Below are 23,575 nucleotides of genomic sequence, written 5' to 3'. Positions count from 1 at the left end.
GAGTGTGACGTGAAACCAGTTCGCCTGGCAATACTCGGTTTAGGAACCGTAGGTGGAGGAGCCCTTAAACTACTACAAGAAAATGCCGCTGAAATTAAACGTCGCACCGGTCGAGAAATTCAAATTACCCACGTTGGAACACGTCGCCCTCGTCCAGATCTCGAACTGGAAGGGATTAAACAAAGCGCAGATTTACTTGATATCGTTCGTCAACCCGATGTAGATGTCGTTGTAGAAGTCATGGGTGGGATCCACCCTGCTTACGAAATTATCATGGAAGCGATCAAACACGGCAAACAAGTCGTGACTGCCAATAAAGCTTTACTCGCTGAACATGGCAATGAATTATTTAAAGCTGCCGAAGACAATGCTGTACAAATTGCTTATGAAGCAGCGGTTGCTGGCGGTATTCCAATTATTAAAGTGATTCGTGAAGGCCTTGCTGCAAACCATATCGAATGGTTGGCTGGCATTATTAATGGTACAGGTAACTTTATTCTGACTGAAATGCGTGAGAAAGGTCGTGCATTTGATGATGTATTAAAAGAAGCTCAAGAACTCGGGTATGCAGAAGCAGACCCAACTTTTGACGTTGAAGGTATTGATGCTGCGCATAAACTTACAATTTTAGCGTCTTGTGCGTTTGGTATTCCTCTTCAGTTTGATAAGGTTTATACCGAAGGTATCAGCAAAATCACTGCCCAAGATGTGAAATATGCCGAAGATCTTGGTTTCCGCATTAAACATCTTGGTATTGCACGTCGTGCTGAAAAAGGTATTGAGTTACGTGTTCACCCAACACTTATTCCAGATGAACAACTTATTGCGAATGTAAACGGCGTTAAAAATGCTGTTTTAGTTCAAGCCAATGCCGTAGGTCCAACACTCTATTACGGCGCGGGTGCAGGTGCAGGTCCAACAGCTTCTGCGGTTGTTGCCGACGTTATTGATATTGTTCGTGACATCTCTTATACCGAAGATGGTGCAGGAACAATTCCTCAGTTGGCTTTTGAAGCATTAACAAACGTGCCAATTTTAAGCCGTGAAGAAATGACTACAGGTTATTACATCCGCTTAAATGCAGAAGACCAAACTGGCGTACTTGCAGATGTGACGACCATCTTAAGTCGCGCTGGAATTAGTATTGATGCGATCATGCAACAATCTCGTTTAAAAGACCTTATTCCAATCGTGATTCTGACCGATCCAATCGTTGAATCTAAAATGGATGATGCTCTTGCACAAATCCAAGCATTACCTGCAATTCGTGGCGAAATCGTAAGAATTCGTTTAGAATCGCTCGATAGTTAATCAGGTTGAGGGAAAGATTCCCTCTCCCGCTTCACCTCTAATTGGAACACCATCATGTCTAATGCCAATCGTTATACTGGTCTTGTAGATCGTTATCGTGACCGTTTGCCAGTTTCGGCAACTACTCGTGCTATCTCTTTGGGTGAAGGCAACACCCCACTCATTAAACTTGAGAATATTCCACGCATTATTGGCAAAGATGTTGAAATTTATGTGAAATATGAGGGTTTAAACCCAACTGGTTCATTTAAAGACCGTGGTATGACCATGGCTGTAACCAAAGCGGTTGAAGAAGGCTCTAAAGCGATTATCTGTGCCTCTACTGGTAACACTTCTGCTGCTGCTGCTGCCTATGCTGCACGTGCAGGTATCAAAGCATTTGTTTTGATTCCAGAAGGCAAAATTGCGATGGGTAAAATGGCACAAGCGATGATGTATGGTGCGATCACGATGCAAATTCGTGGCAACTTCGATGATGGTATGCGTCTTGTAAAAGAAGTCGCTGACCAAGCGCCTGTAACGATTGTAAACTCAATCAACCCTTACCGTTTGCAAGGTCAAAAAACCATTGCTTATGAAATCGTTGAAGCTCTAGGCCGTGCACCTGATTATCACTGCTTACCTGTAGGTAACGCAGGCAACATTACAGCTCACTGGATGGGTTATACCGAAGCAGTGGCAAACCAACCTGCTGATCAGTTTGAACAAGTTGTTTACGATGCTTCTACTGATCAATTCACTGGTCCAAAACCTGAAGGTTTACCAACAATGGTAGGTTATCAAGCTTCTGGTGCTGCTCCATTCTTACGTGGTGCTCCAGTTGAGAACCCTGAAACTGTTGCAACTGCAATCCGTATTGGTAACCCACAAAGCTGGAACCATGCAAAAGCTGTAGTACGCGACTCTAAGGGCTGGTTTGATGAACTTCAAGACAGCGAAATTTTAGAAGCTCAACGCTTACTTTCTATGTATGAAGGCGTATTTGTTGAGCCTGCATCTGCTGCTTCTATTGGTGGTGCGATTCGCGATATTAAAGCTGGTAAGATTACCGAAGGTTCTGTCATTGTATGTACAGTAACAGGTAATGGCTTGAAAGATCCTGATACTGCAATCAAACAATGTGCTGATGCAGTTATGTTGTCAATTGATGCAACAATGGATCAAGTAAAAGATTCGATTTTATCTAATATGTAAGATCTGATTTTTCAAAAACGGCTGTTCAACACAGCCGTTTTTTTATGTCTTTTTTATAGCCATAAAAAAACGCTTCTTGATAGAAGCGTTTTCTTGAATATTTAAATTAAATACGTTTTGGTAAATTGCTCAACCAGCCAAGCAAGTTAGTTGCATCGTTATTACGTGCCTGTGTACTTGGTTCACCCAGTAATACAATCACTGCCGGACGTGAATTTACAGTGGTATGCATCACAACACAGCGACCTGCTTCATTAATATAACCAGTTTTAGACAAGTTGATATTCCAACCACCATTACGCACTAGCGCATTAGTATTGTTAGATTTCAACACACGATAACCCAAGTTAAAGTCATAAGTCGGTGTAGTTGAGAATTGACGGATCAAACCATATTGAGAAGCTGTACTTGCCAAAATCCCTAAGTCACGCGCAGAAGATACATTACGCGGATCTAAACCAGTTGACTCATAGTAGTGAGTTGCGTTCATGCCTAAAGCACGTGCTTTAGAGTTCATTGCAGCTACGAATGCTGGACGACCACCCGGATAAGTACGTGCTAAAGCTGCCGCTGCTGGGTTTTCAGATTTCATTAGAGCAAATAGAAGAACTTCTGCACGGTTCATCTTGTCACCAACACGGAGTGTTGAACTTGAGTTTTTACCGTTTGCACCAGCAAAATCAATTTGCTCAAGTGTAATTTCTTCTGACATGTTTAAACGAGCATCTGCCGTTACAACTGCTGTCATCAATTTAGTAATAGATGCAATTGGCACTGAAGCATTCGTATTTTTACTGTAGAGCACTTCACCAGTTTGCGCGTCCATCACAAGTGCAGCTCGAGCGCTTACACTCGGCTGGGCATTGTAACCTGTCGTATCACGGATTGGAGCAATCTTCGGTGCAGATGCTACAATTTTCGGTGCACTACCACCACGCAATGTTGTGGTTACCGATGTTGAACCTTGCGGAGTAGGTTCATCATCTTCATCATTTAAAAATTGGCTAGCATCGGCTGAAGACCAATTTAAGCTTGCAGTACCACTACTCCCTGAGGACGGGTTATTGACGAGTTCTGCAAAGCTTGTTGAACTCAAACCAAGCAAAATAGACATGCTTAGCACATGCATTAAAGACTTTTTAGAATTTTTCACGGCACAATACTCGACTCAGGGTGATACACATTTGCGCTTACTATAATTATGCCTTACATTTGAGGTATAAGGTATAACGCTTTTACCGACACAATTGTGCACAACTATTCGCTCACTATATAAGAATAGGATTGCTAATTTTGTCATTCCATTGCAAGCTAATTTTGCTTTATGTAACAAAAAACTTGTTTTTTGAAAGAAAGGAGGTCTTCTTGATTACAGTTTTAGTTGTGGATGACCATGAACTTGTACGTACGGGCATTTGCCGTATGTTAGAAGATCATGCCGATGTAGAGGTCATTGGACAAGCCGAATCGGGTGAAGAAGCAATTGCTATTGTTCGTCAGAAACATCCTCAAGTTGTGCTACTTGATGTCAATATGCCTGGCATCGGGGGCGTAGAAACAACTCGCCGTTTACTGCAAACTGCACCAGATACAAAAGTGATTGCAGTCAGTGGTTTAGCAGAAGAACCTTACCCTTCTCTTTTGCTTAAAGCAGGAGCGAAAGGCTACATCACCAAAGGTGCTCCAATTACAGAAATGGTTCGCGCAATTAATAAAGTGATGCAAGGTGGCAAATACTTTAGTGCCGATATTGCTGAGCAGTTAGCGAGCTCATATTTATCCGATACACAGCAATCACCTTTCGATTCTCTCTCTGAACGAGAAATGCAAGTTGCAATGATGGTTGTAAATTGTATTAGCGCTCAAGAAATTGCTGACAAACTTTTTGTAAGTGTCAAAACAGTAAACACTTACCGTTACCGTATTTTTGAAAAGCTAGCCATTGATAGTGATGTTAAATTAACTCACCTTGCGATTCGTTACGGTCTGATCAAACCTTAATCAGACATACATGCAATTTCCCATAAACTCATCCTTGTCCCATACGATTTTTCGTTTGGGCACGTGGTATGGTTTATATCGCCTTATTATTGCGGTTAGCCTGAATATTATTTTGGTTTTAACCGATGCTCAAATCGACACTAGTCTACAACAACCCGCTTTATATTCTTACACACTACTCGGCTATTCAATATTAAGCCTTCTTCAGCTTTTGTGTTTTAAGTTTGTTGCAACTCAGGCAACCAAGCAGCTTATTTTATTTTTTGTAGTTGATATTATCTGCCTGAGTTTACTTACATTTTCTGTAGGCGAACCAAATCTACAACTCAGCTTGCTGTATGTTATTGCTATATTTACCTCGGCAATTTTACTCAGCGCAAGAATGTCTTTACTCATTACATTACTTGCTGTCATTGCCGTGATTTACCAACGTTTTGTTGGTAGTTTATTTGACTACAATAATCTAAATACGATTGGTAATAGTGCCTTATTAGCCTTCTTATTTTTTGTGGTGCATGGTATTGGGCAAATTGCGGTACAACGCTTTAAACTACTTGAAGCACTGACTTTCCACCAATCAATAGAACTCTATCAACTACAAAATATTAACCGCTATATTTTGGAACAAATTGAAGAAGGTTATTTAGTTCTAGATGAAAACTACGACATCGTTTTAAGTAACCCAGCAGCATGTTCACTTTTAGGGATTCCACCTCAATTTGCCAGTGAAAAACACCCCCTAGCTAAATGGCATGCTGACTTATTTGAAATTCTTAAGTTTGATAACCTAAAAGAAGGTGATCGGTTTATTTTTGAGTCTCGGCTTTCGGCCTACTCTATTAATATTAAAGTGCAGCATCTTTTAGTACCACAACAAGCATTGACGCTACTTATCTTACAAGATGCACAGCAGATTAATCAGCAAGCTCAACAACTCAAACTTGCCGCTTTAGGGCAACTCTCAGCAAGTATTGCACATGAAATCCGTAATCCTCTTGCAGCAATTGTGCAAGCAAATGAACTGCTTAAAGATAGTGATATTGAACAGCAAAATACTTTACGCAATATGATTGGCAAGCAAACCAAACGCATCGATAGTATTGTTCAAGATACATTAGGACTTGCCCGTGGTGAAAGAACCTACCCAATCCAGATTAAATTAAACGACTTCATAAAAACGTTATTAGATGAAGATTTATCTGATATTAAACATACCATCCAGCTTAAAATTTCTGACTCATCCTTAAAACTCTTATTTGATGAAAAACAGCTCAGACAAGTGCTGATTAATCTTGTTAGGAATGCTTTACGACATAATGCACCCGACTCACCACATATCTTGATCAATATTCATTCACAGACAAATAAAATTTATATTGATGTGATCGATTACGGTGAAGGGGTTTCAAAACGTGATATATCTCAATTATTTAAACCATTTTTTAGTACCGAAATTAATGGAACTGGTTTAGGATTATATTTGTCTCATAGTTTTTGTGAGGCAAACCATGCAAAGCTCACTTATATAGAGCAAAAACAAGGGGCATGCTTCCGAATAGCGTGCCCAATAATATATTGATTTTTTTATTAGGTTTTTGGGGAAATGGCAGAACAGCAACCACTCGTTTTGCTTGTAGACGATGAGGAAGATTTGTGCCTTTTAATGCAAATGACTCTTGCACGAATGGGGATTAAGACACATCTTGCTTATCGGGTTGAACAGGCCAAACAACTCTTTACTCAGTTTCATTACGATGCATGCTTGACCGATTTAAATCTACCCGACGGTAGTGGATTAGAATTGGTTAAACATGTTTCTCAAACTTACCCGCACACACCCATCGCAGTTTTAACCGCATACGGCAATATGGATATTGCAATTGCTGCATTAAAAGCGGGAGCTTTTGATTTTGTTAGTAAACCGATTAACCAAATTCATTTAGATCAGCTATTAAAAAAAGCGCTTAACCAACCAAAACCAGAGCATGAGTTTAGTGAAACAACTTTAGAAAATGACCTACTAATCGGGCGTTCACCCCCTATAGAAAACTTACGGACAGCTATAAAAAAAATAGCCCGCTCCCAAGCTCCTGTGTTTGTTACAGGTGAGTCTGGTACAGGTAAAGAGGTGGTTGCTAATCTTATTCACCGCTTGAGTAATCGCAGCGAAGGTCCGTTTATTGCGATTAACTGTGGAGCTATCCCAACCGAGCTCATGGAAAGTGAACTTTTCGGGCATAAAAAAGGTAGTTTTACTGGTGCGACTCAAGACAAACAAGGACTGATTTTATCGGCACACGGCGGCAGTTTATTTTTAGATGAAATTGCCGAATTGCCGTTAACTATGCAGGTTAAATTGCTGCGGGCTGTGCAAGAGAAAAAGATACGTCCTGTAGGTTCCGATCAGGAAATTGATGTTGATTTTCGAGTGATTAGCGCCAGCCATCAAGACTTGGATTTATTGGTTCAACAAGGTAAATTCCGGCAGGACTTATTCTTCCGTATCCATGTTATGGATATTATGTTGCCGCCATTACGTGAACGTGGTGGAGACATTCTGCTCTTGGCCACTCATTTTATTCAAAAGGTTTGTACGGAATGGGAAATTCCAAGCAAACAATTAACGGCGAGTGCTGAAACCTACTTATTGCAGCAAGACTTCCCGGGTAATGTTCGTGAATTAAGAAATATGATGGAACGAGCTATTACTTTAAGTGATGATGAGTGCATTGATTTGACACACTTAGCACCTCCTCTTAGAGGCAGTAGTGTGAGTCCGCAAATCGTAATGCAACAACTAGATCAAACATCGACTGTTCAGACGACTCATCCAAAATTTCCAATAGAAGGTTTAGAACGTTATTTAGAAAATATCGAAAAAGATATTTTATTGAATGCGCTAAACATGACGCATTGGAATCGAACTTTGGCGGCTAAAAAGTTAGGAATGACTTTCCGCTCTTTGCGCTACCGACTCAAAAAGTTTGGCTTAGATACCGAAATGGGAGAGGAAGTATAAAAGTTACTTCCTCTTTAAGAATAAATCTGCAACGCGCTCTAAATATACGTCTTCTTTCATTTCTGCGGGCAATGGATAGGTCTGGTTAGGCTGAATACCCTGCCCTTCAATCATATTGCCATTGGGCGTGTAGTAGTGTGAGACAGTCATCTGTAGAGCTGCTCCACTTGGCAAAGGAAATAGCTTTTGCACTACACCTTTTCCATAACTTTTTTCACCCATCACCCAAGCACGCTGGTGTTCTTTCATGGCCGCAGTAAAAACTTCTGCTGCCGATGCAGAGCGGTGATTAATTAATATACCTAGTTTTATATTCTGAAATTCATTGCCAGGTAGTGCCTGAAATTGCTGGTTACCTTCCGAACGACTTTTGGTTGAAACAATAATTCCGTTATTTAAAAATAAATCTGCCGACTCAACTGCTGCCGATAACAACCCACCCGGATTGTTTCGCAAATCGATTAAAACAGCCTTTAAACGTGGGGAGTTATTTTCTTCAATTAATCTTTTAATTTCATTAGCAGTGTCTTGCTGGAATACTCTAATTTTGAGTACGAGTACCTGATTATGTAACATTACAGGTTCTATATCGGTTTCTATTTTTTTATTACGGACTAAGTTAATGTTTCCATTTAACTCTTCTGCTTGTACTTGAAGTGTACTTCCAATAGAGCCATAAAGTAGACCGAGCACCTGATCTTGGTTTAAATTTTTTAAATCTTGGTTATCAATCTTGAGAATCGTCTGACCATTTCTCAACCCTAATTTATAGGAGTCTGAACCTGTTTTAAGATCACGAATTATCCATTTACGAACATGAGATTCAGGGCTTAATGCAAAATCAACTGACGCAAGATCACCTTCAGTGTATTGAATCAATTGACGATATTCTTCTGCCGACAAATAACGCGAATAACGATCTAACCCACTCACCAACCCTTTTATGGCTTGCTGAAATAAGGCGTCATCGGACTTCACATCAACATAGTTATCTCGAACAATTCCATAGATTTGTACAAACTGTTGAATCGACTCAATCGGCACCTCTGCATAGCTATGCTCTGGCTCTTCCGAATCAGAGTGTAAAGGTGACAATTTTTCTTTTACAACTGGCGCTGCAAAAGCAAATTGGCTGCAACACAGCAACATACTTAAAATAAGTTTTTTATATTTAATGTGTTGCAGCATCCAATCACCTATAACTTATGCAGATAGTGTAATCAGATTACGCCCTTGCATTTCAGCAGGAACAGGAATCTGCATTAAATTGAGAATTGTTGGTGCTACGTCTGCAAGCACACCACCTTCTGCAATTGTTGCTTGTGTTGGGCCAACATAGATAAACGGCACAAGCTCGGTTGTATGTTGAGTATGCACTTGCCCACTTTCGTAATCTTGCATTTGTTCAACGTTACCATGGTCAGCAGTAATGAGCATATGGCCTTTTTTCGCCATAACTGCTTCATAGACACGACCTAAACAAGTATCTACCGCTTCAACTGCTTTAACCGCAGCGTCGAACACACCTGTATGACCGACCATGTCACCATTTGCATAGTTCACAACCAATAAGTCGTATTCACCCGAATTAATCGCTTTAACCAACTCATCAGTGACTTCGTAAGCACTCATTTCAGGCTTAAGGTCATATGTCGCAACGTTTGGAGATGGAATTAAAATCCGTTTTTCACCTGGATATTCATCTTCACGGCCACCACTAAAGAAGAATGTTACATGCGCATACTTTTCAGTTTCGGCAATACGTAACTGGGTTTTACCTAAAGAAGATAAATACTCACCCAATGAATTTTTGAGGGCTTCTGGCATGTATGCAACTGGTGCATCAATGCTTGCCTGATAACGCGTTAACATCACAAATTTAGAAAGGTTTGGTACAACTTTACGTTCAAAACCAGCAAAGTCTTTTTCTACAAATGCGCGAGTAATTTCACGAGCTCGGTCAGCACGGAAATTCATAAATACAACGCTATCACCGTCTTGAACTTTAGCGATATCACCAATACGAGTCGCTTTTACAAACTCATCATTTTCATTGGCTGCATAAGCTAGCTCTAACCCTTCAACTGCGGTTTGTGCAGTACGAAGTGCTTCACCTTCGGTTAATAAGCGATAAGCTTGCTCAACGCGATCCCAACGGTTGTCACGGTCCATTGCAAAGTAGCGACCAATCATGGTTGCAATACGGCCTTGGCCTGGATATTGAGCAAATAACGCATCTAATTTTTCTAAAGATGGTTGAGCACTGCGTGGAGGTGTATCACGACCATCTAGAAAAGCGTGTAAGTAAACTTTTGCACCGCGTTTTAATGCAAGTTCACACATCGCCACAATATGATCTTCATGGGAATGGACGCCACCTTCTGAAAGTAGTCCCATAATATGGACAGCACCACCAGCAGCTTTGGCTTTTTCAACAGCATCGATCAACACTTCATGTTTAAAGAAGTCGCCAGTACGGATATCTTTAGTAATGCGGGTAAAGTCTTGATATAACACACGGCCAGCACCAAGATTCATGTGGCCAACTTCAGAGTTCCCCATTTGACCATCAGGTAATCCAACATCTTCACCTGAACCAGAAATTAGACTATTCGGATGCTTGGCTTTCATTGCCGCCAAATTTGGTGTTTTTGCTGCAAGAAAAGCATTATCTTCAATCGCTTCACGGTGTCCAACACCATCCATAATGACCAGAACGTGAGGGATCTTGCCAGCAGTTGCATCCGTCATAATCAATTTCTCTTTTGTCTAGAATTTCGTCACAATATCTTACCGAATTTTCGGTCAAGACTCTATTTATTCCTATGGCTTTCACCAATATCCGTCATTGATGAAAACCATAAATCTCAATTATTACTAGCGAGCGCGGTAAAGCAAATAACTTCCGGCACCAAACATTAATAAGATAGGTACAAGTACAAACCATGCTGGAGATGGAGAATAAACCAAGCTCGCATAGCCCAAGAAGTCCTGTAAATAATAGAAACTCAAACCAATAAATAATGCGATCACCAAACGGAAACCCATCGATTGTTGGCGTAATGGTCCAAAAATAAAAGAACACGCTACGAGTACTAATGCGATGAGTGAAAATGGCGAAGCAACTTTTTGCCAGAAAGCCAATTGATAAGTCTTTGGTACCTGACTATATTCATCCATATAACGCATAAAACTAATCAGTTGGCTTGGTGATAAATCTTCAGGATCTAAAGTCACCATGTGCACATATTTAGGCTGTAATGCTAACGAAAGCGATTGCTCTTCATGATCAGTTTTGATGGCATTTCCTGCCGCCAAAATGTCCATTTGTTCAGCTTTTTTCAAAGCCCATTGACCATTTTTAATAAACTGTCCTTGCTGAGCATTAATTAATGATTGCAAGTAATAGTTCTGGTCAAAGTCGACCACTTGAATATCTCTTAAATTACCCTGAGAGTTAGCATAGTCGATATAGATAAATCGCTGCCCTTCACGTGACCAATAACCTTTAACTTCACCTAATGCAGCTACAGAGCGATGGCTTTTAACACTTTGTGCTTTTTCATTGGTATAAGGAATAACCCATTCACTCAAAGCAAATGACAAAATAATAAGCAGTAAAGCTGAGCGCATCACCCAACCGACAATACGCCACAAACTAATGCCCACTGAACGCATGACGATGAGTTCACTACTCGTTGCCAATGAACCCAGACCAATCACGGCACCAATCAAGGCAGAAATAGGTAAAATTTCATATAGATAACGAGGAGCGCCCCACAAGACATAGACGAGAGCTTGCCATGCGTTATAGCCTGGTTTGAGCTCACCCAACTCGCCAAGATATGTAAATAAGACTTGTAGAATGGACAAAACAACTGTGGTGCCAAACATCGCAAGCGCAGTGGTTTTCGTCACATATTTGGCGACTATTCGACGTGCTAACATTATAATTTCACTCGCTTGATCTGTTTCTTGATTTTTGGTCCCAACTTCTGCTTACGTGAGAATAAGGCAGCTGCAACGCCATAAACAACTAATACGGCAGGATAAGCCCAAATATCGAGTTCTTCTTTACTGATACGAGTCTTGATTGCAATCATTAATACGATCAGACTGGAAAAAATAAAAATCGCCGGAATAAGACGGTAATAACGGCCTTGTCGTGGACTCACCTCAGACAATGCCACTGATAACATTAACGCAATAACAATGGTAAATGGCCCAAATAAACGCCATCCCAACTCACTTCTAATGACTGGATCATTCGTTTTTGAAAACAGTTTTGTTGTTGATAGGGCTTCTACATCGCCACTCTCAAACTTAACATCTTTGTCATTTTCTAAACGTAGACGATAAGACTGAAACTCTGCTTGTGTATATTTTGGTTGTCCCGGGAATATTTCATAGCGACGACCTTGTACCAGATCGACGACATTGGCAGTGTCATTTGCAACTTCTACACGAGTCGCTTCTTTTGCCAAAATCATGACATCTGGCTTATCTTCTTTAGCAGCGCGCTGATAAAAGAAAATGTCCTTCAAATTCTTTCGATCTTCTGACAATGAACCTGCATAGATCGTATATGGCCCAGAAGAAATAAATTCTCTTGGTCGAACCAAATCGAAACCTGTCCGAACAGCTTGTGTGGTTGTTAGCTTTTCAAATTCACGTAGTCCCCACGGCGTCATCCAGAGCATAAGCACAGACTGAAACACCATATAAACAAGTGTCATTGGAATGAGTAAGCGCGCTAATTGATGACGACTTACACCACTACCATTTAATACAGCCATTTCATGGTCAACATATAAACGACCAAACACCAACATTAAACCAATGAAAAAACCTAGTGGTAAAATGAGTGTAAGAAACTCAGGTAATCGATATCCAATGATGCTAAACAAGATACTGGCATCTAAACGCCCCTGCGCCGCCACACCAAAGTATTTGATCAGACGACCACCCATCATGATTAAGGTCAATAAGGAAATGACCACCAATGAGGTAGAGACAACTTGCTTGACGAGATAACGCCGAATAATCAAAGTAATACTTCCAAAAGGCTAATCGGGACGAGTGCTAGTTTACCCGAATGTTAAAAATATAAAACCGCACATTGCAACGCTATGCTTGAAAGTGTTTCAATGTTTTAATCCATCATAACTTTCTATAGGCAATCACGGCAGCCATGAAATTTACAACTTATACAACTTTTCCCGAACAGACATCTAATGAATCTTTGTGGGTTTTAGTTGATTCAGAACAGCTACAAAGCAATATCAACACATATCAAATCAATAACCTAGAAAGCGTTCTTACTGCCACCCAATTTAAAGGCAACTTCAACGAAACTCTGCCTTTATTTGGCCAGGTTTCAAATCAACCTCATAGCCAATTACTTGGCTTAGGAAAAACAGCTGAACTTCAGGCAGTTAAGCTCGCTAAACTTGCTCAAACTATTATCAAATCGACACAAAATAAATTTAAGCATATCGCAATTGATATTGCTGCGTTACCTGTCGAATACCATTATTTATTCGCTTTAAGCTTAACTCAAGCAGCTTATGGTTATGATGAGTTTAAATCGAAAAAAAATGAATTTGTGTTACAACAGGTTGATTTAATTAGTTCAACGACTAGCCTTGATGAAAAGCAACTGGCTTTAGTGCATGCAGTACAGTCTGGTCAGTCTTATGCACGTGACCTTGGAAACCGTCCAGGTAACATTTGTTTCCCTGAATATTTGGCAGAACAAGCGTTAGCTTTAGCTGCAGAATTCCCTGATTTACTCAAAGTAACTGTCTTAAATGAGCAACAAATGGCTGATTTAGGCATGTATGCTTTTCTTGCAGTCAGCAAAGGTTCTGAACGTCCGGGCCGTATTGTAACTCTCGAATACCAAGCTGGAATCGACCAAGCTCCTGTTGTACTTGTTGGTAAAGGCGTTACTTTTGATACAGGCGGCATTTCATTAAAACCGGGCCTCGGCATGGATGAAATGAAGTTCGATATGTGTGGTGCAGCCTCTGTACTAGGTACTATTCGTGCCCTATGCGAAGCAAAACTTCCGATTCATGTCGTTGGAGCGATTGCAGCCGCAGAAAATATGCCTTCTGGCAAAGCAACTCGTCCGGGCGATATCGTGACAACCATGAGCGGTCAAACTGTTGAAATCTTAAATACCGATGCGGAAGGCCGTCTGGTACTGTGTGACACATTGACCTATATCAAACGCTTCAATCCAGCAGTGGTGGTCGATATTGCAACCTTAACAGGTGCATGTGTAGTCGCTTTAGGTAAAGTGCTCAGTGGTTTGTTCTCACCAGATGATGCTTTAGCAGATGAACTCCGACAAGCGGGTGAGCAATCATTTGACCGTGTATGGCGTATGCCAGTCATTGAAGATTATCAAGAATTACTTGATTCACCATTTGCGGATATTGCAAATATTGGCGGTCCATATGGCGGTGCCATTACGGCAGCATGTTTCCTTGAACGCTTTACACGTGAGTATCGTTGGGCTCATTTAGATGTAGCAGGAACAGCATGGTTATCTGGCCCAGCTAAGGGCGCAACAGGGCGTCCAGTACCATTACTCATGCAATTTTTAGCGAATCGTGTAAATACGAATGGCTAAAGTTAGTTTTTATCTGTTTGAAACCAGTGAAGAACGGCAAGTCGATAGTGCTTGCCGTTTATGCCGAAAGATTTTACAGAAGCATTCTAAAATCTGGTGGTATTGCCCAGATGTGCAGCTACAACAGACTCTTGATGAAAGATTATGGGATTTTGACCCTGTCAGCTTTATTACACATGGGGTTGATCAAGCTGAGGCTGCTGTATGTATTTCGGCTAAACAACCACTTGAACAAGGCTGGTTAGTATTTAATTTTAACAATCATGCACTTGAACAAGTTGAGCATTTTAGCCACATTATAGAAATTGTTGAAAATAATGAAACAGCCAAGCAAATTGGGCGAGAAAAATTTAAAATGTATCGCCGTTTGGGTATAGAACCGCGGACCTTTAAATTATAACGCGCTAAAATGTAAATACTGTTAAACAAAGGAGAAGCATGGTGGCATTAAATGTCGGGCAAGATTTTAAAAAAAGATGGTTAAATGCGCCTGAAGCTGTCCGTCATGCCTATCAACAAGATCTGGCACGTATATGCGACTTATTAGAACCTCAAACTCCGATTCAGCTTTGGGTTTTAAATGATGAAAAAGCACAGCTAGAATCACAGCAAAAAATTGAAAAAGCTTACGCGGACCTCAAGGCAGAGCTGATTGAGCAAGCACGTATTCGTCGTCAGCTTGCTTTAGAGAAAGCACTTGCTGATAAACGAGCGTTAGAAGCGGCCTATGCGGCTGAATTGCAAGCCGATGAAGTTCGTAAATTTAGTGAACAGACTGAAGCACTTCAAGCCATCCGCAGTCAGTTAGAACAAGAAGTTGCAGAGCAAACTGCTCGTTATCAGAAAAACCCTGAAACGCCAGCAGTCAATTACTCTTCTGGCGTAAAACTTAGTATTACCGATGATCAAATCTTATCTGAGCTTGAAAGTTTACGCATTCGTTTAGAACTTGAAGCTGAGAGCTTAATTGAACAGTCTGTAACGGCTTTCCGAGCCAAGCTAAATTCAGCAGCTCAAGAAGAAATTGAATACATTTTAAAAAATTCTAAGTTTTCTGATGAAAAAATAGAAAAATGAAGTTTTAAAAGCCTCCTCTGTCATAAAAATGACACTTATATGTCACAAAATAGACATAAATATTATTCTTATAGATCAATTGATTATATGAATAAAAAGTAGTGTTTTTAAGCTAATTAATGAGGGTAAGAAATGGACATTCTGCATCAGATTTCAAAGCAAGTTGATCAGCTTAATCAGGGTGAACAATGGACATTTTCAGCACAAGAATTTTATATGAGTCATAACGACTTTAATTCTTTATCTATCTTACTTACACGAGAGTCTGAAAAAGGTAAGTTTACGATTACTCGTACCCAACATCATAAAACTTGGGTGGGTACAGATTCGGTCACGCTAACCAAGCATTAATGTTTCAAAAATAAAAAACCGGAACATATGTCCGGTTTTTATTTTAATGAGCTAGCTTTTATTTTAAAAAGCCATTCTCAGCTAAAAAAGCCATACTAATATTTGACTCGGTTTTTTGCTCAGCAGCTTTATCGCCCAGCAATAAACGCTCGATATAACGTGCTAAAACATCAACTTCAAGGTTGACCTTACTGCCTACTTGCCACGTTCCAATATTAGTACGCTCCGCAGTGTGTGGAATTAAATTCAAGCTTAAAATATTTCCACGTAAGTGGTTAATCGTTAGGCTAATTCCGTCAACGGTTACAGAACCTTTTTCCGCTAAATATTTAGCAAGTTCTGTCGGCGCTGTCACTTCATAATAAATGGAACGAGCGTCTTCACGTACTACAGTAATTTCACCTACGCCATCAACGTGACCACTTACAATATGCCCGCCAAAGCGCGTTGTCGGTAACATTGCCTTTTCAACATTGACACGTTGCCCAACTTTCCAGTTACCCAAAGTCGTACGGTTTAAACTTTCACGAGAAACATCAGCTGCGTACCAGTTGTCACCCCACTCAATCACTGTGAGACAAATACCGTTGGTTGCAATTGAGTCACCCAAATGTACATCTGACATATCCAGATCAGTCTGAATACGTAAACGTACATCGCCACCTACACTTTGCAGGCTTTCAACTTTTCCTAAACTTTCAATGATGCCTGTAAACATGGCTCAATCTCCAAATCTTTTTACACTGCTTAAGTTGCAGCGCTTACCAAAGTGCGAGCTGTGTACTATTACCTGAGGTATCTACACCACCTAGCTCGGCGAAGTGGTAAAGCTGGCCTAATAACTGACGTAATGGTGGTCCTGACTTGGCATGAGTATCAGTAATCACAATAAACTCAAGCACGCGTGCACGTTCAGACTGTCGTTGTTTACTCACTCGATAACGCGGAACATCTTGTGTTAACAAGGTGACTTTGCCCCGCTCTAGATTAGCCATAAGCAAATCTTTCGGCTCGATATTACCATCAGTTGAATAGCTGGTCAGAATATAGCGCGCATTGATGGTTGAAAGTAATTTCTCATATGCATCTTTTGCATGTTTAGACGAGTTATATGGACTTGGACGCTCTTTACGCCAAGCTCTATCAATACCACTCTTATAACCTTTGGTATCCGGTGAAGGTAAATCGACCTGATCCCATAAAGTTAATGCATTTAAAACGTGATAATTACTACTATATGCATGTTGGTTATAGGGTGGATCAAGATAAGCAACATCGACTTCAAAACCACTCATTTGATTTGCTAGATGTTGTGAATCTACACACCACATTTCAGCAGCCGGACGTTTACGATCACCAATCTCACAAAAACGGCTCGGTGTTAACCAAAGTAATGACTCAATTCGTTCTAACGCAGTTTGAGTACGTCCGCCCCACCCTTGATGGAAACTTTTAAATACGCCACTCGTATTACTGACAAAACTGGCTGAATAGAGCAATGGTGCAAGCAAAGCACTCATCTCTACATCATTAATTGCACCTTGTGCCTGCCATGTTGCAATCTGCTGACGAATTGCATCGATACGCATACCGTTACGACGTTTAAAGAATAAACGGTCACGAGTTGGATCGTATACATCATCGTTACGTGGACAAAGGTTATGCGTTACCCAACCTTTAACTTCAGGTAAGCGATTTAAATAATCGATTGCCTTTTGATAGCCGCCCAGTTCTTTAAAAGCAGGCGCATCTACACAGGCTAAAATCGCATGATTTAAAGCATGGCTATAAGGTTCCCAGTCATTCGCAATCACACGGTAACCATTTTGACGGGCTAAACGAGATACAACGCCACTGCCGGCAAAGAAATCGGCAAAAATCGGTGGATTCTTTTTCTTACTATTCAGCGTCCCTGTAATTTCAAGGGCTTCTAAAATTAGATGGAGCAATCGGCGCTTGTTACCCAAGTACGGCACAAGCTGATGGAAAAGATATTCGTCTGTCGTACGGGCTGCATGACGACGTTTGTGATAAACCGAAGGCTCTGAATTCATACTTTCTCTTGCGTAGGGATTAACCTTAAGCGTATATCTTGATCAAGTTGTGTCACATCAAGAAGTGTAAAACGAAGTTGTTGTGCCATATATTCAAACTCTGCATTGAACATGGCTCTTGCACTTTTCCCCAAAAATGTTGGAGCAATATAACTGATCAACTCATCTACCAAACCTTCTTGTAAAAAGGCTGTAGATAATGTCGCACCGGCTTCCACCAATACATCATAAATTTGATGTTGCTTAGATAGGGTCTGTAACAGCATTTTTAAAGGCTGAATTTCTAATTGTATCACGCCTAAATCGGCAAGTTCTTCACGATATGGTCCCATGACCATCACAGTTTCAGGGTTTTCTAAAATTTTAGCATTAAGTAGCAAACGCCCCTGACGATCTAAAACAACCCGTTTTGGTTGAGCAACTGTCTCAATATCAATATGACCGAGTGAACGCACATTAAGCTGACAATCATCTGCAATCACAGTTTCAATACCTGTAATCACCGCTCCTGAAATAGCACGCCAATGCTGGACATCTTGACGGGCAGCAGAACCCGTAATCCACTTCGATTCACCAGATGCCATTGCCGTACGTCCATCTAGACTTGAAGCTACTTTTAAGCGTACATAAGGCATGCCCGTAGACATTGCCTTTAAGAAACCTTGATTTAATTTTTCTGCTAAATCTTCACAAATGCCAACTTCTACTTCAATTCCGGCATTTTTCAAAATCTGAACGCCCTTACCCGCAACGAGCGGATTTGGATCAGGACATGCCACAACCACCCTTTTAACCTGAGCCTTAACCAGTGCTTCAGCACAAGGAGGAGTTCTTCCATAATGCGCACATGGCTCAAGCGTGACATAGGCTGTTGCACCTTGTGCTTGTTCAGCTGCCTGACGTAAAGCAAAGACCTCTGCGTGTGGTTGACCCGCTTTAGGATGGAAGCCTTCACCAATTAACTGATCATCTTTGACAATGACACAACCAACATTTGGATTAGGCTTAGTCGAATATAGACCTCGTTTGGCAAGTTCAATGGCTTGCTGCATCCAATATTGATCTTGTTTCAACTCAGACATAAAAATCTCAAATAGTTATTGTTCACGTTGTTGCATTTGCTCAATTTGACGACGAAACGCCTCAACATCCTGAAAATCTTGATATACAGAAGCAAATCGGACATAAGCGACATGGTCAAGGGCAAATAGAGATTGCATGACGATTTCACCAATTGTTCTAGATTTTACGTCACGCTCACCTAAACGGCGAATCTGCAACTGAATATCACTTAAAACTGTTTCGATCTGCTCTTGTGTGACCGGACGTTTTTGCAGAGCATGCATTAACGAACGACGTAATTTGGCCTCATCGAAAGGTTCATTTTTTCCATTCGATTTGATCACACGGGGCATTACCACTTCATAGCTTTCAAAAGTGGTAAAACGTTCACCGCAACTTACACACTCACGACGTCGACGAATCTGACAGCCTTCGGCGGCTAAACGTGAATCGATGACTTTACTATCTGCGGCGTTGCAAAATGGACAATGCATAGCGGATTTATAGGGTCGATTACTTTGACCTAGTGTAGCAAAATTTCTACACTTACAGAACCAGCATTCTATAAGACAAAAAAACAGTCCTGAGCAAGATCAAAGTATCGCTTTGATCACAGCTCAAGACTGTTCTTTTAAGACAGCAGATATATTAATGATGATTATTCAATACGTTCGCCATGTTGGCTTAAATCCAGACCCATGCGCTCATCATCAGCGTTCACACGGATACCAATCACAAGATCAATCACTTTAAGAATAACGAAAGTCGCGATACCACTGTAAACCATGGTTGCCAATACGCCTTCAACTTGTACCCATAATTGGCCAGCGAATGTTGGAGCTAAGGTAACGTTAGCTGCTTTAATAATTTCGTCACTGTAGAATACGCCAGTTAAAATCGCACCGACAATACCACCTACAGCATGTAAACCAAACGCATCCAAAGCATCGTCGGCTTTAAGTAAGCGTTTAAGTGCAGTAATACCCCAGAAGCACACTACGCCACCGATAAGGCCCATCACTAAAGCACCGCCTACACCGACAAAACCTGCAGCAGGGGTAATCACTACCAACCCGGCTACCGCACCAGAAGCACCACCTAATACAGATGCTTTACCACGGATCATACGTTCAACAACTAACCAAGAGAATGCAGCAGCGGCAGCAGCAACTTGAGTCACTAAAATTGCCATACTTGCACGAGCACCAGCGCCTAACGCACTACCACCGTTGAAACCAAACCAACCCACCCAAAGTAAACTTGCACCGATAACAGTTAAAGTTAAGTTATGAGGAGCCATAGATTCACGGCCAAGGCCAATACGTTTGCCAAGCATATAAGCAGCAACTAAACCTGCAACCCCTGAGTTGATATGTACAACCGTACCACCAGCAAAATCTAATGCGCCTGCTTTGAATAACCAGCCATCTGCTGCCCAAACCCAGTGAGTAATTGGTGCATAAACAACAAGTACCCAAATTGCAATAAATGCCATGAAAGCTGAATACTTCATACGGTCTGCAATAGAACCGCTAAGAATTGCAACTGTAATAATGGCAAAAGTCATTTGGAAAATAACAAAGAGACTTTCGGGAATTGTCCCACTCAATGCATCAAACGCCACTCCGTTGAGCATCGCTTTAGACAAATCACCAAAAAATGCCCCTGTGCCAGAGAACGCGATTGAATACCCAGCAATCACCCACAGCAAACTTACTAAGATTGCAGCTGAAAGGCTGAACATCATTGTACTTAAGACATTTTTTTTACGTACCATACCACCGTAGAATAATGCTAATCCCGGAATGGTCATTAATAAAACTAATGCGGTTGAAACTAAAATCCAAGAGGTGTCACCCGTATCAAGAGTGGGTGTCGGTGCTGGAGCTGCCGGAGTTTCAGCAACTGGTGCTTCTGCCGCGGTTGCAGTAGCTTGTGATGTTGATGCCGCCGCAACTTCCGATGTTGGCGTTGTTACAGCTTCTTCTGCCCAAGAGGCAGTACCACCCAAAAGAGCGCCTGATAGACTGAGCGCCATAAGTATTTTTTTCATTCGTGTCCCCCAACCTCATTTGCGAGTTATTTTCTACTCAGCAAGCTTTGTGCCAATTAGACAGCATCCGGTCCAGTCTCACCCGTACGGATACGGATTACTTGTTCCAGGTTAGTCACAAAAATCTTACCATCGCCAATTTTTCCAGTGCTCGCTACACGAGTAATTGATTCAATTACCGCGTCAACCATTTCATCACTGATCGCAATCTCGATTTTTACTTTAGGTAAGAAATCAACCACATACTCTGCACCACGGTAGAGTTCTGTATGTCCTTTTTGACGACCAAAACCTTTAACTTCAGTTACGGTAATCCCTTGTACACCAATGTCAGAGAGCGCTTCACGCACATCATCTAATTTAAACGGTTTTACAATTGCAGTTACAAGCTTCATGTTTGTTTCCTTCGGCTTCTTTTCACCAGTAAGGTTTTATGTTCAATTTTCATGCCAATATTTCAAAGGTTGAGGGAAATGAATCTATTGCATGAACTTTCTTTATAACCTATTTAGTGATCAAGATGTAGATGAGCTATTAAAAATAAAATGAATTTTCAGTATTGTTGAGTGCTGTTTTAATGTTCTATTTGCACTAAAAGAATTGAAACCTATATCCCGACTTCAAGCAGTGATAAACTGTAAACTATAAGGTAATACAAAGCTTTGGATATTTTATGTTAGAAACATTACTACAGGCCATTTTGGAACAAATTGATGAGCCTAAAAAAGATTTGGAAAAAAATTTACGTGCATTATTAAATGAAGCGGTCGAAAAGTTAGACCTTGTTTCTAAACAAGAGATTGACCGTCAAAAGACTGCACTTCAATCGGCTAATCAACGTTTAGAAGAGCTACAAAAACAAGTCAGTCTATTAGAAGAAGCCTTAAAGAATAAAAAATAAGCACCACCGTAGCGCACTTATACTTTACAACGATTAAAAATGAAGCACCATAATGGAACAATAAGATGTCTTTTTCTAAAATTTATACACGGGGACTTTTGGGTTTACATGCACCTCTCATTGAGGTTGAGGTACATGTGAGTCAAGGCTTACCTTCTCTTACCATTGTCGGGCTAGCAGAGGCGGCAGTAAGAGAAAGTAAAGACCGCGTTCGCTCAGCCATTATTAATAGTGGATTCCAATTTCCGACTAAACGACTGACCATTAATCTTGCGCCAGCAGATTTGCCCAAAGATGGTTCACGTCTAGATTTACCAATTGCCGTAGGCATTTTAATTGCGTCTGGTCAGCTCCCAGAGAACTGTGCCGAAGATTTTGAATTAATTGGTGAATTAGCGCTGGATGGTCACGTAAGACCAGTGTCAGGCACGTTAACTTTGGCCATGGCATGCCAACAGGCCAAGCACAAAATGCTTTTACCCCTCGATAATAGTCAGGATATTAACCATTTACCGAATCTTGAATGTTATCCAGTGAGTCACTTAAAAGAAGTTTGTGAACATTTTCTGGGCACGAAATCTCTATCTTCGGTTGAACCTGCAACTGCCTCAAACCAAATGCCTTATAAATTTGATCTGGCAGATGTAAAAGGTCAGTTACGCCCACGTCGTGCACTAGAAATAGCCGCCGCAGGAGGACACTCGTTGCTCTTTAAAGGACCACCAGGCACAGGTAAGACTTTACTCGCTTCAAGGCTCCCTTCGATTTTGCCACCTCTTTCTAATCAAGAAACACTTGAAGTTGCGAGTATTTATTCTATTTCCAATACACCGCATACGTTTGGCCAACGGCCATTTCGAGCGCCCCATCATACAGCATCAGCGATTGCACTTGTTGGGGGCGGATGTGATTTACAAACAACTATGCGACATTACAAACAACTATGCGACAAATTACTCCGTAATACTATTTCCCTGAACTTTAAAGCTTAATTTTGAGAGATCTATATTAAATTTGAAGGCGAATGAGGACTTATTAACTAAAATTATTTTTTTCTAATTTAGAAATTTTAATAAATTCTGAAAGTTGTATATCAAGAGCTTTTAGCCAATCATGTAATTCAATTACATCCAATCTACGATCTAAATTTTCTACTTTAGCAACATAAGACTGATGTTTTTTTAGAAATGAAGCTACTTGTACCTGAGTTATATTTTTTTCCTCACGTAAAGATATTAAACATTGTATTAGACCAATATATCTAGGGTCATGTATTGAGCTCATAACCAAAGATGGTGTACTATTTTAAAAAATATCCCAAAACAGGATATTAAGTGTTAATTGATGGTAGACATGACGAAAAGACAAATTCTGCAAAGATTGTTTTTACGTTTCCTTATGAAAAATTCTTTTCATAAATTGGCGTTCACAGAAATATGGTCTTTATTTGTAGGGCATAATAGCTATTTAAATAATGATGAAAACTTTGAAGTAGTTCATAGCTTTTTTATTCAACATTTAGTAAAGGAGTACTTTATTGTGGATACTATAAGTATTCCTCGAAAATACACTTCTAAATACCATGTATATCAAATAAAAAAGATTTGTTTACCCATAGAGTTACAAGAACCTTATGAATCTATTTGTGAAAAGACTCATCAACTTAATAAAGAACTACAGCAAAATGAGCTCGAAATTGAATGTCTTAACGAGTGTTTTGATGAGTTTCCGAGTATTAGATTTCAAATTGAACTATTGATTCAAAAAAAGAAAGATTATCAATTTTCCCTTCAATCTAAAGTAAATGTATTAGAGGAGTTAATACAAACTTTTTAAACTATATGTAATGCCATTTGCTAGATTCATATCCCGGAAATCTTTTATATGAAATAAAAGTTTAAATAAATATAAA

The 23,575-nt window shown here is 40.4% G+C and carries 23 protein-coding genes and 1 pseudogene; 12 read left to right on the top strand and 12 right to left on the bottom strand.

Going from position 1 to position 23,575, the window contains the following annotated elements:
- Positions 1 to 9: 9 nt before the first annotated feature.
- Positions 10 to 1,311 (top strand): homoserine dehydrogenase, encoded by a 1,302-nt coding sequence (locus KTI78_RS13645; protein WP_016142448.1) that lies wholly within the window; start codon positions 10 to 12, stop codon positions 1,309 to 1,311.
- A 54-nt stretch (positions 1,312 to 1,365) separates the two neighbouring features.
- On the top strand, positions 1,366 to 2,505 hold the full coding sequence (gene thrC, locus KTI78_RS13640) for a threonine synthase (protein WP_262446404.1): 1,140 nt from the start codon (positions 1,366 to 1,368) through the stop codon (positions 2,503 to 2,505).
- A 106-nt stretch (positions 2,506 to 2,611) separates the two neighbouring features.
- Here thrC and pbpG read toward each other — a convergent pair whose 3' ends face one another.
- The gene (pbpG, locus tag KTI78_RS13635) at positions 2,612 to 3,658 is read right to left on the bottom strand and encodes a D-alanyl-D-alanine endopeptidase PBP7/8 (protein ID WP_155237659.1); all 1,047 of its coding nucleotides are present in this window, start codon (positions 3,656 to 3,658) and stop codon (positions 2,612 to 2,614) included.
- Positions 3,659 to 3,870: 212 nt separating this feature from the next.
- Here pbpG and KTI78_RS13630 point away from each other — a divergent pair, with 212 nt between their 5' ends.
- Genes KTI78_RS13630 through KTI78_RS13620 form a run of 3 tightly spaced genes read left to right on the top strand, consistent with a single transcriptional unit; the run spans position 3,871 to position 7,525 of the window.
- Complete coding sequence (locus tag KTI78_RS13630) at positions 3,871 to 4,506, top strand: response regulator (protein WP_002121174.1); 636 nt, start codon at positions 3,871 to 3,873, stop codon at positions 4,504 to 4,506.
- 10 nt (positions 4,507 to 4,516) lie between these two features.
- Positions 4,517 to 6,085, top strand: coding sequence for a sensor histidine kinase (locus KTI78_RS13625; RefSeq protein ID WP_262446402.1), 1,569 nt, complete (start codon positions 4,517 to 4,519; stop codon positions 6,083 to 6,085).
- Positions 6,086 to 6,109: 24 nt separating this feature from the next.
- Positions 6,110 to 7,525 (top strand): sigma-54-dependent transcriptional regulator, encoded by a 1,416-nt coding sequence (locus KTI78_RS13620; protein ID WP_262446401.1) that lies wholly within the window; start codon positions 6,110 to 6,112, stop codon positions 7,523 to 7,525.
- Positions 7,526 to 7,528: 3 nt separating this feature from the next.
- On the opposite strand, the gene KTI78_RS13615 is transcribed toward KTI78_RS13620, so the two are convergent.
- From KTI78_RS13615 to lptF, 4 genes are all read right to left on the bottom strand, one after another.
- The gene (locus KTI78_RS13615; RefSeq protein ID WP_262446400.1) at positions 7,529 to 8,713 is read right to left on the bottom strand and encodes a S41 family peptidase; all 1,185 of its coding nucleotides are present in this window, start codon (positions 8,711 to 8,713) and stop codon (positions 7,529 to 7,531) included.
- Between the two features lie 15 nt (positions 8,714 to 8,728).
- On the bottom strand, positions 8,729 to 10,276 hold the full coding sequence (gpmI, locus tag KTI78_RS13610) for a 2,3-bisphosphoglycerate-independent phosphoglycerate mutase (RefSeq protein ID WP_017400161.1): 1,548 nt from the start codon (positions 10,274 to 10,276) through the stop codon (positions 8,729 to 8,731).
- A gap of 126 nt (positions 10,277 to 10,402) precedes the next feature.
- Positions 10,403 to 11,473 (bottom strand): LPS export ABC transporter permease LptG, encoded by a 1,071-nt coding sequence (lptG, locus tag KTI78_RS13605; protein ID WP_016142455.1) that lies wholly within the window; start codon positions 11,471 to 11,473, stop codon positions 10,403 to 10,405.
- Entirely contained in the window at positions 11,473 to 12,573 is a 1,101-nt protein-coding gene (gene lptF, locus KTI78_RS13600) for an LPS export ABC transporter permease LptF (protein ID WP_002121169.1), read from the bottom strand. Before lptF ends, lptG begins: the two co-directional genes overlap by 1 nt.
- A 143-nt stretch (positions 12,574 to 12,716) precedes the next feature.
- Between lptF and KTI78_RS13595 the strand changes: the two genes are divergently transcribed.
- The 4 genes from KTI78_RS13595 (at position 12,717) to KTI78_RS13580 (ending at position 15,593) form a co-directional block, all read left to right on the top strand.
- Positions 12,717 to 14,165 (top strand): leucyl aminopeptidase, encoded by a 1,449-nt coding sequence (locus tag KTI78_RS13595; protein WP_262446399.1) that lies wholly within the window; start codon positions 12,717 to 12,719, stop codon positions 14,163 to 14,165.
- On the top strand, positions 14,158 to 14,565 hold the full coding sequence (locus tag KTI78_RS13590; RefSeq protein ID WP_239968122.1) for a DNA polymerase III subunit chi: 408 nt from the start codon (positions 14,158 to 14,160) through the stop codon (positions 14,563 to 14,565). Before KTI78_RS13595 ends, KTI78_RS13590 begins: the two co-directional genes overlap by 8 nt.
- Before the next feature lie 38 nt (positions 14,566 to 14,603).
- A complete protein-coding gene (locus KTI78_RS13585; protein WP_262446398.1) occupies positions 14,604 to 15,242 on the top strand; it encodes a hypothetical protein in 639 nt (212 codons plus the stop codon).
- A 132-nt stretch (positions 15,243 to 15,374) separates the two neighbouring features.
- The gene (locus KTI78_RS13580) at positions 15,375 to 15,593 is read left to right on the top strand and encodes a hypothetical protein (RefSeq protein WP_016142459.1); all 219 of its coding nucleotides are present in this window, start codon (positions 15,375 to 15,377) and stop codon (positions 15,591 to 15,593) included.
- 58 nt (positions 15,594 to 15,651) lie between these two features.
- On the opposite strand, the gene KTI78_RS13575 is transcribed toward KTI78_RS13580, so the two are convergent.
- The 6 genes from KTI78_RS13575 to glnK form a co-directional block, all read right to left on the bottom strand.
- Positions 15,652 to 16,311 (bottom strand): riboflavin synthase, encoded by a 660-nt coding sequence (locus KTI78_RS13575; RefSeq protein ID WP_002121149.1) that lies wholly within the window; start codon positions 16,309 to 16,311, stop codon positions 15,652 to 15,654.
- A gap of 43 nt (positions 16,312 to 16,354) precedes the next feature.
- Positions 16,355 to 17,647 (bottom strand): DNA adenine methylase, encoded by a 1,293-nt coding sequence (locus KTI78_RS13570; RefSeq protein ID WP_002121221.1) that lies wholly within the window; start codon positions 17,645 to 17,647, stop codon positions 16,355 to 16,357.
- Positions 17,644 to 18,729: a bifunctional diaminohydroxyphosphoribosylaminopyrimidine deaminase/5-amino-6-(5-phosphoribosylamino)uracil reductase RibD gene (gene ribD / locus KTI78_RS13565; protein ID WP_262446397.1), complete on the bottom strand. Its 1,086-nt coding sequence runs from the start codon at positions 18,727 to 18,729 to the stop codon at positions 17,644 to 17,646. The genes KTI78_RS13570 and ribD overlap by 4 nt, the downstream gene beginning before the upstream one ends.
- A 15-nt stretch (positions 18,730 to 18,744) precedes the next feature.
- The gene (nrdR, locus tag KTI78_RS13560) at positions 18,745 to 19,203 is read right to left on the bottom strand and encodes a transcriptional regulator NrdR (protein WP_004795187.1); all 459 of its coding nucleotides are present in this window, start codon (positions 19,201 to 19,203) and stop codon (positions 18,745 to 18,747) included.
- A gap of 164 nt (positions 19,204 to 19,367) precedes the next feature.
- A complete protein-coding gene (locus KTI78_RS13555) occupies positions 19,368 to 20,762 on the bottom strand; it encodes an ammonium transporter (protein ID WP_239968117.1) in 1,395 nt (464 codons plus the stop codon).
- 56 nt (positions 20,763 to 20,818) lie between these two features.
- Positions 20,819 to 21,157: a P-II family nitrogen regulator gene (glnK, locus tag KTI78_RS13550; protein WP_000780326.1), complete on the bottom strand. Its 339-nt coding sequence runs from the start codon at positions 21,155 to 21,157 to the stop codon at positions 20,819 to 20,821.
- Positions 21,158 to 21,435: 278 nt separating this feature from the next.
- Here glnK and KTI78_RS13545 point away from each other — a divergent pair, with 278 nt between their 5' ends.
- A complete protein-coding gene (locus KTI78_RS13545) occupies positions 21,436 to 21,663 on the top strand; it encodes an accessory factor UbiK family protein (RefSeq protein ID WP_239968116.1) in 228 nt (75 codons plus the stop codon).
- Positions 21,664 to 21,728: 65 nt separating this feature from the next.
- Positions 21,729 to 22,568 (top strand): annotated as a pseudogene (locus KTI78_RS13540) (YifB family Mg chelatase-like AAA ATPase); the annotation flags it as partial.
- Between the two features lie 130 nt (positions 22,569 to 22,698).
- Here the strand turns inward: KTI78_RS13540 and KTI78_RS13535 are convergent.
- Positions 22,699 to 22,947 (bottom strand): helix-turn-helix domain-containing protein, encoded by a 249-nt coding sequence (locus tag KTI78_RS13535; protein WP_262446396.1) that lies wholly within the window; start codon positions 22,945 to 22,947, stop codon positions 22,699 to 22,701.
- A gap of 69 nt (positions 22,948 to 23,016) precedes the next feature.
- Between KTI78_RS13535 and KTI78_RS13530 the strand changes: the two genes are divergently transcribed.
- Positions 23,017 to 23,499, top strand: coding sequence for a hypothetical protein (locus KTI78_RS13530; protein WP_262446395.1), 483 nt, complete (start codon positions 23,017 to 23,019; stop codon positions 23,497 to 23,499).
- Positions 23,500 to 23,575 lie beyond the last annotated feature (76 nt).

It is taken from the genome of Acinetobacter sp. WU_MDCI_Abxe161, assembly GCF_025514355.1.
Taxonomy (GTDB): domain Bacteria; phylum Pseudomonadota; class Gammaproteobacteria; order Pseudomonadales; family Moraxellaceae; genus Acinetobacter; species Acinetobacter pittii_E.
The sequence above is the reverse complement of the archived record's forward strand: the minus strand, read 5'-3'. Positions and strand labels throughout refer to the sequence as shown.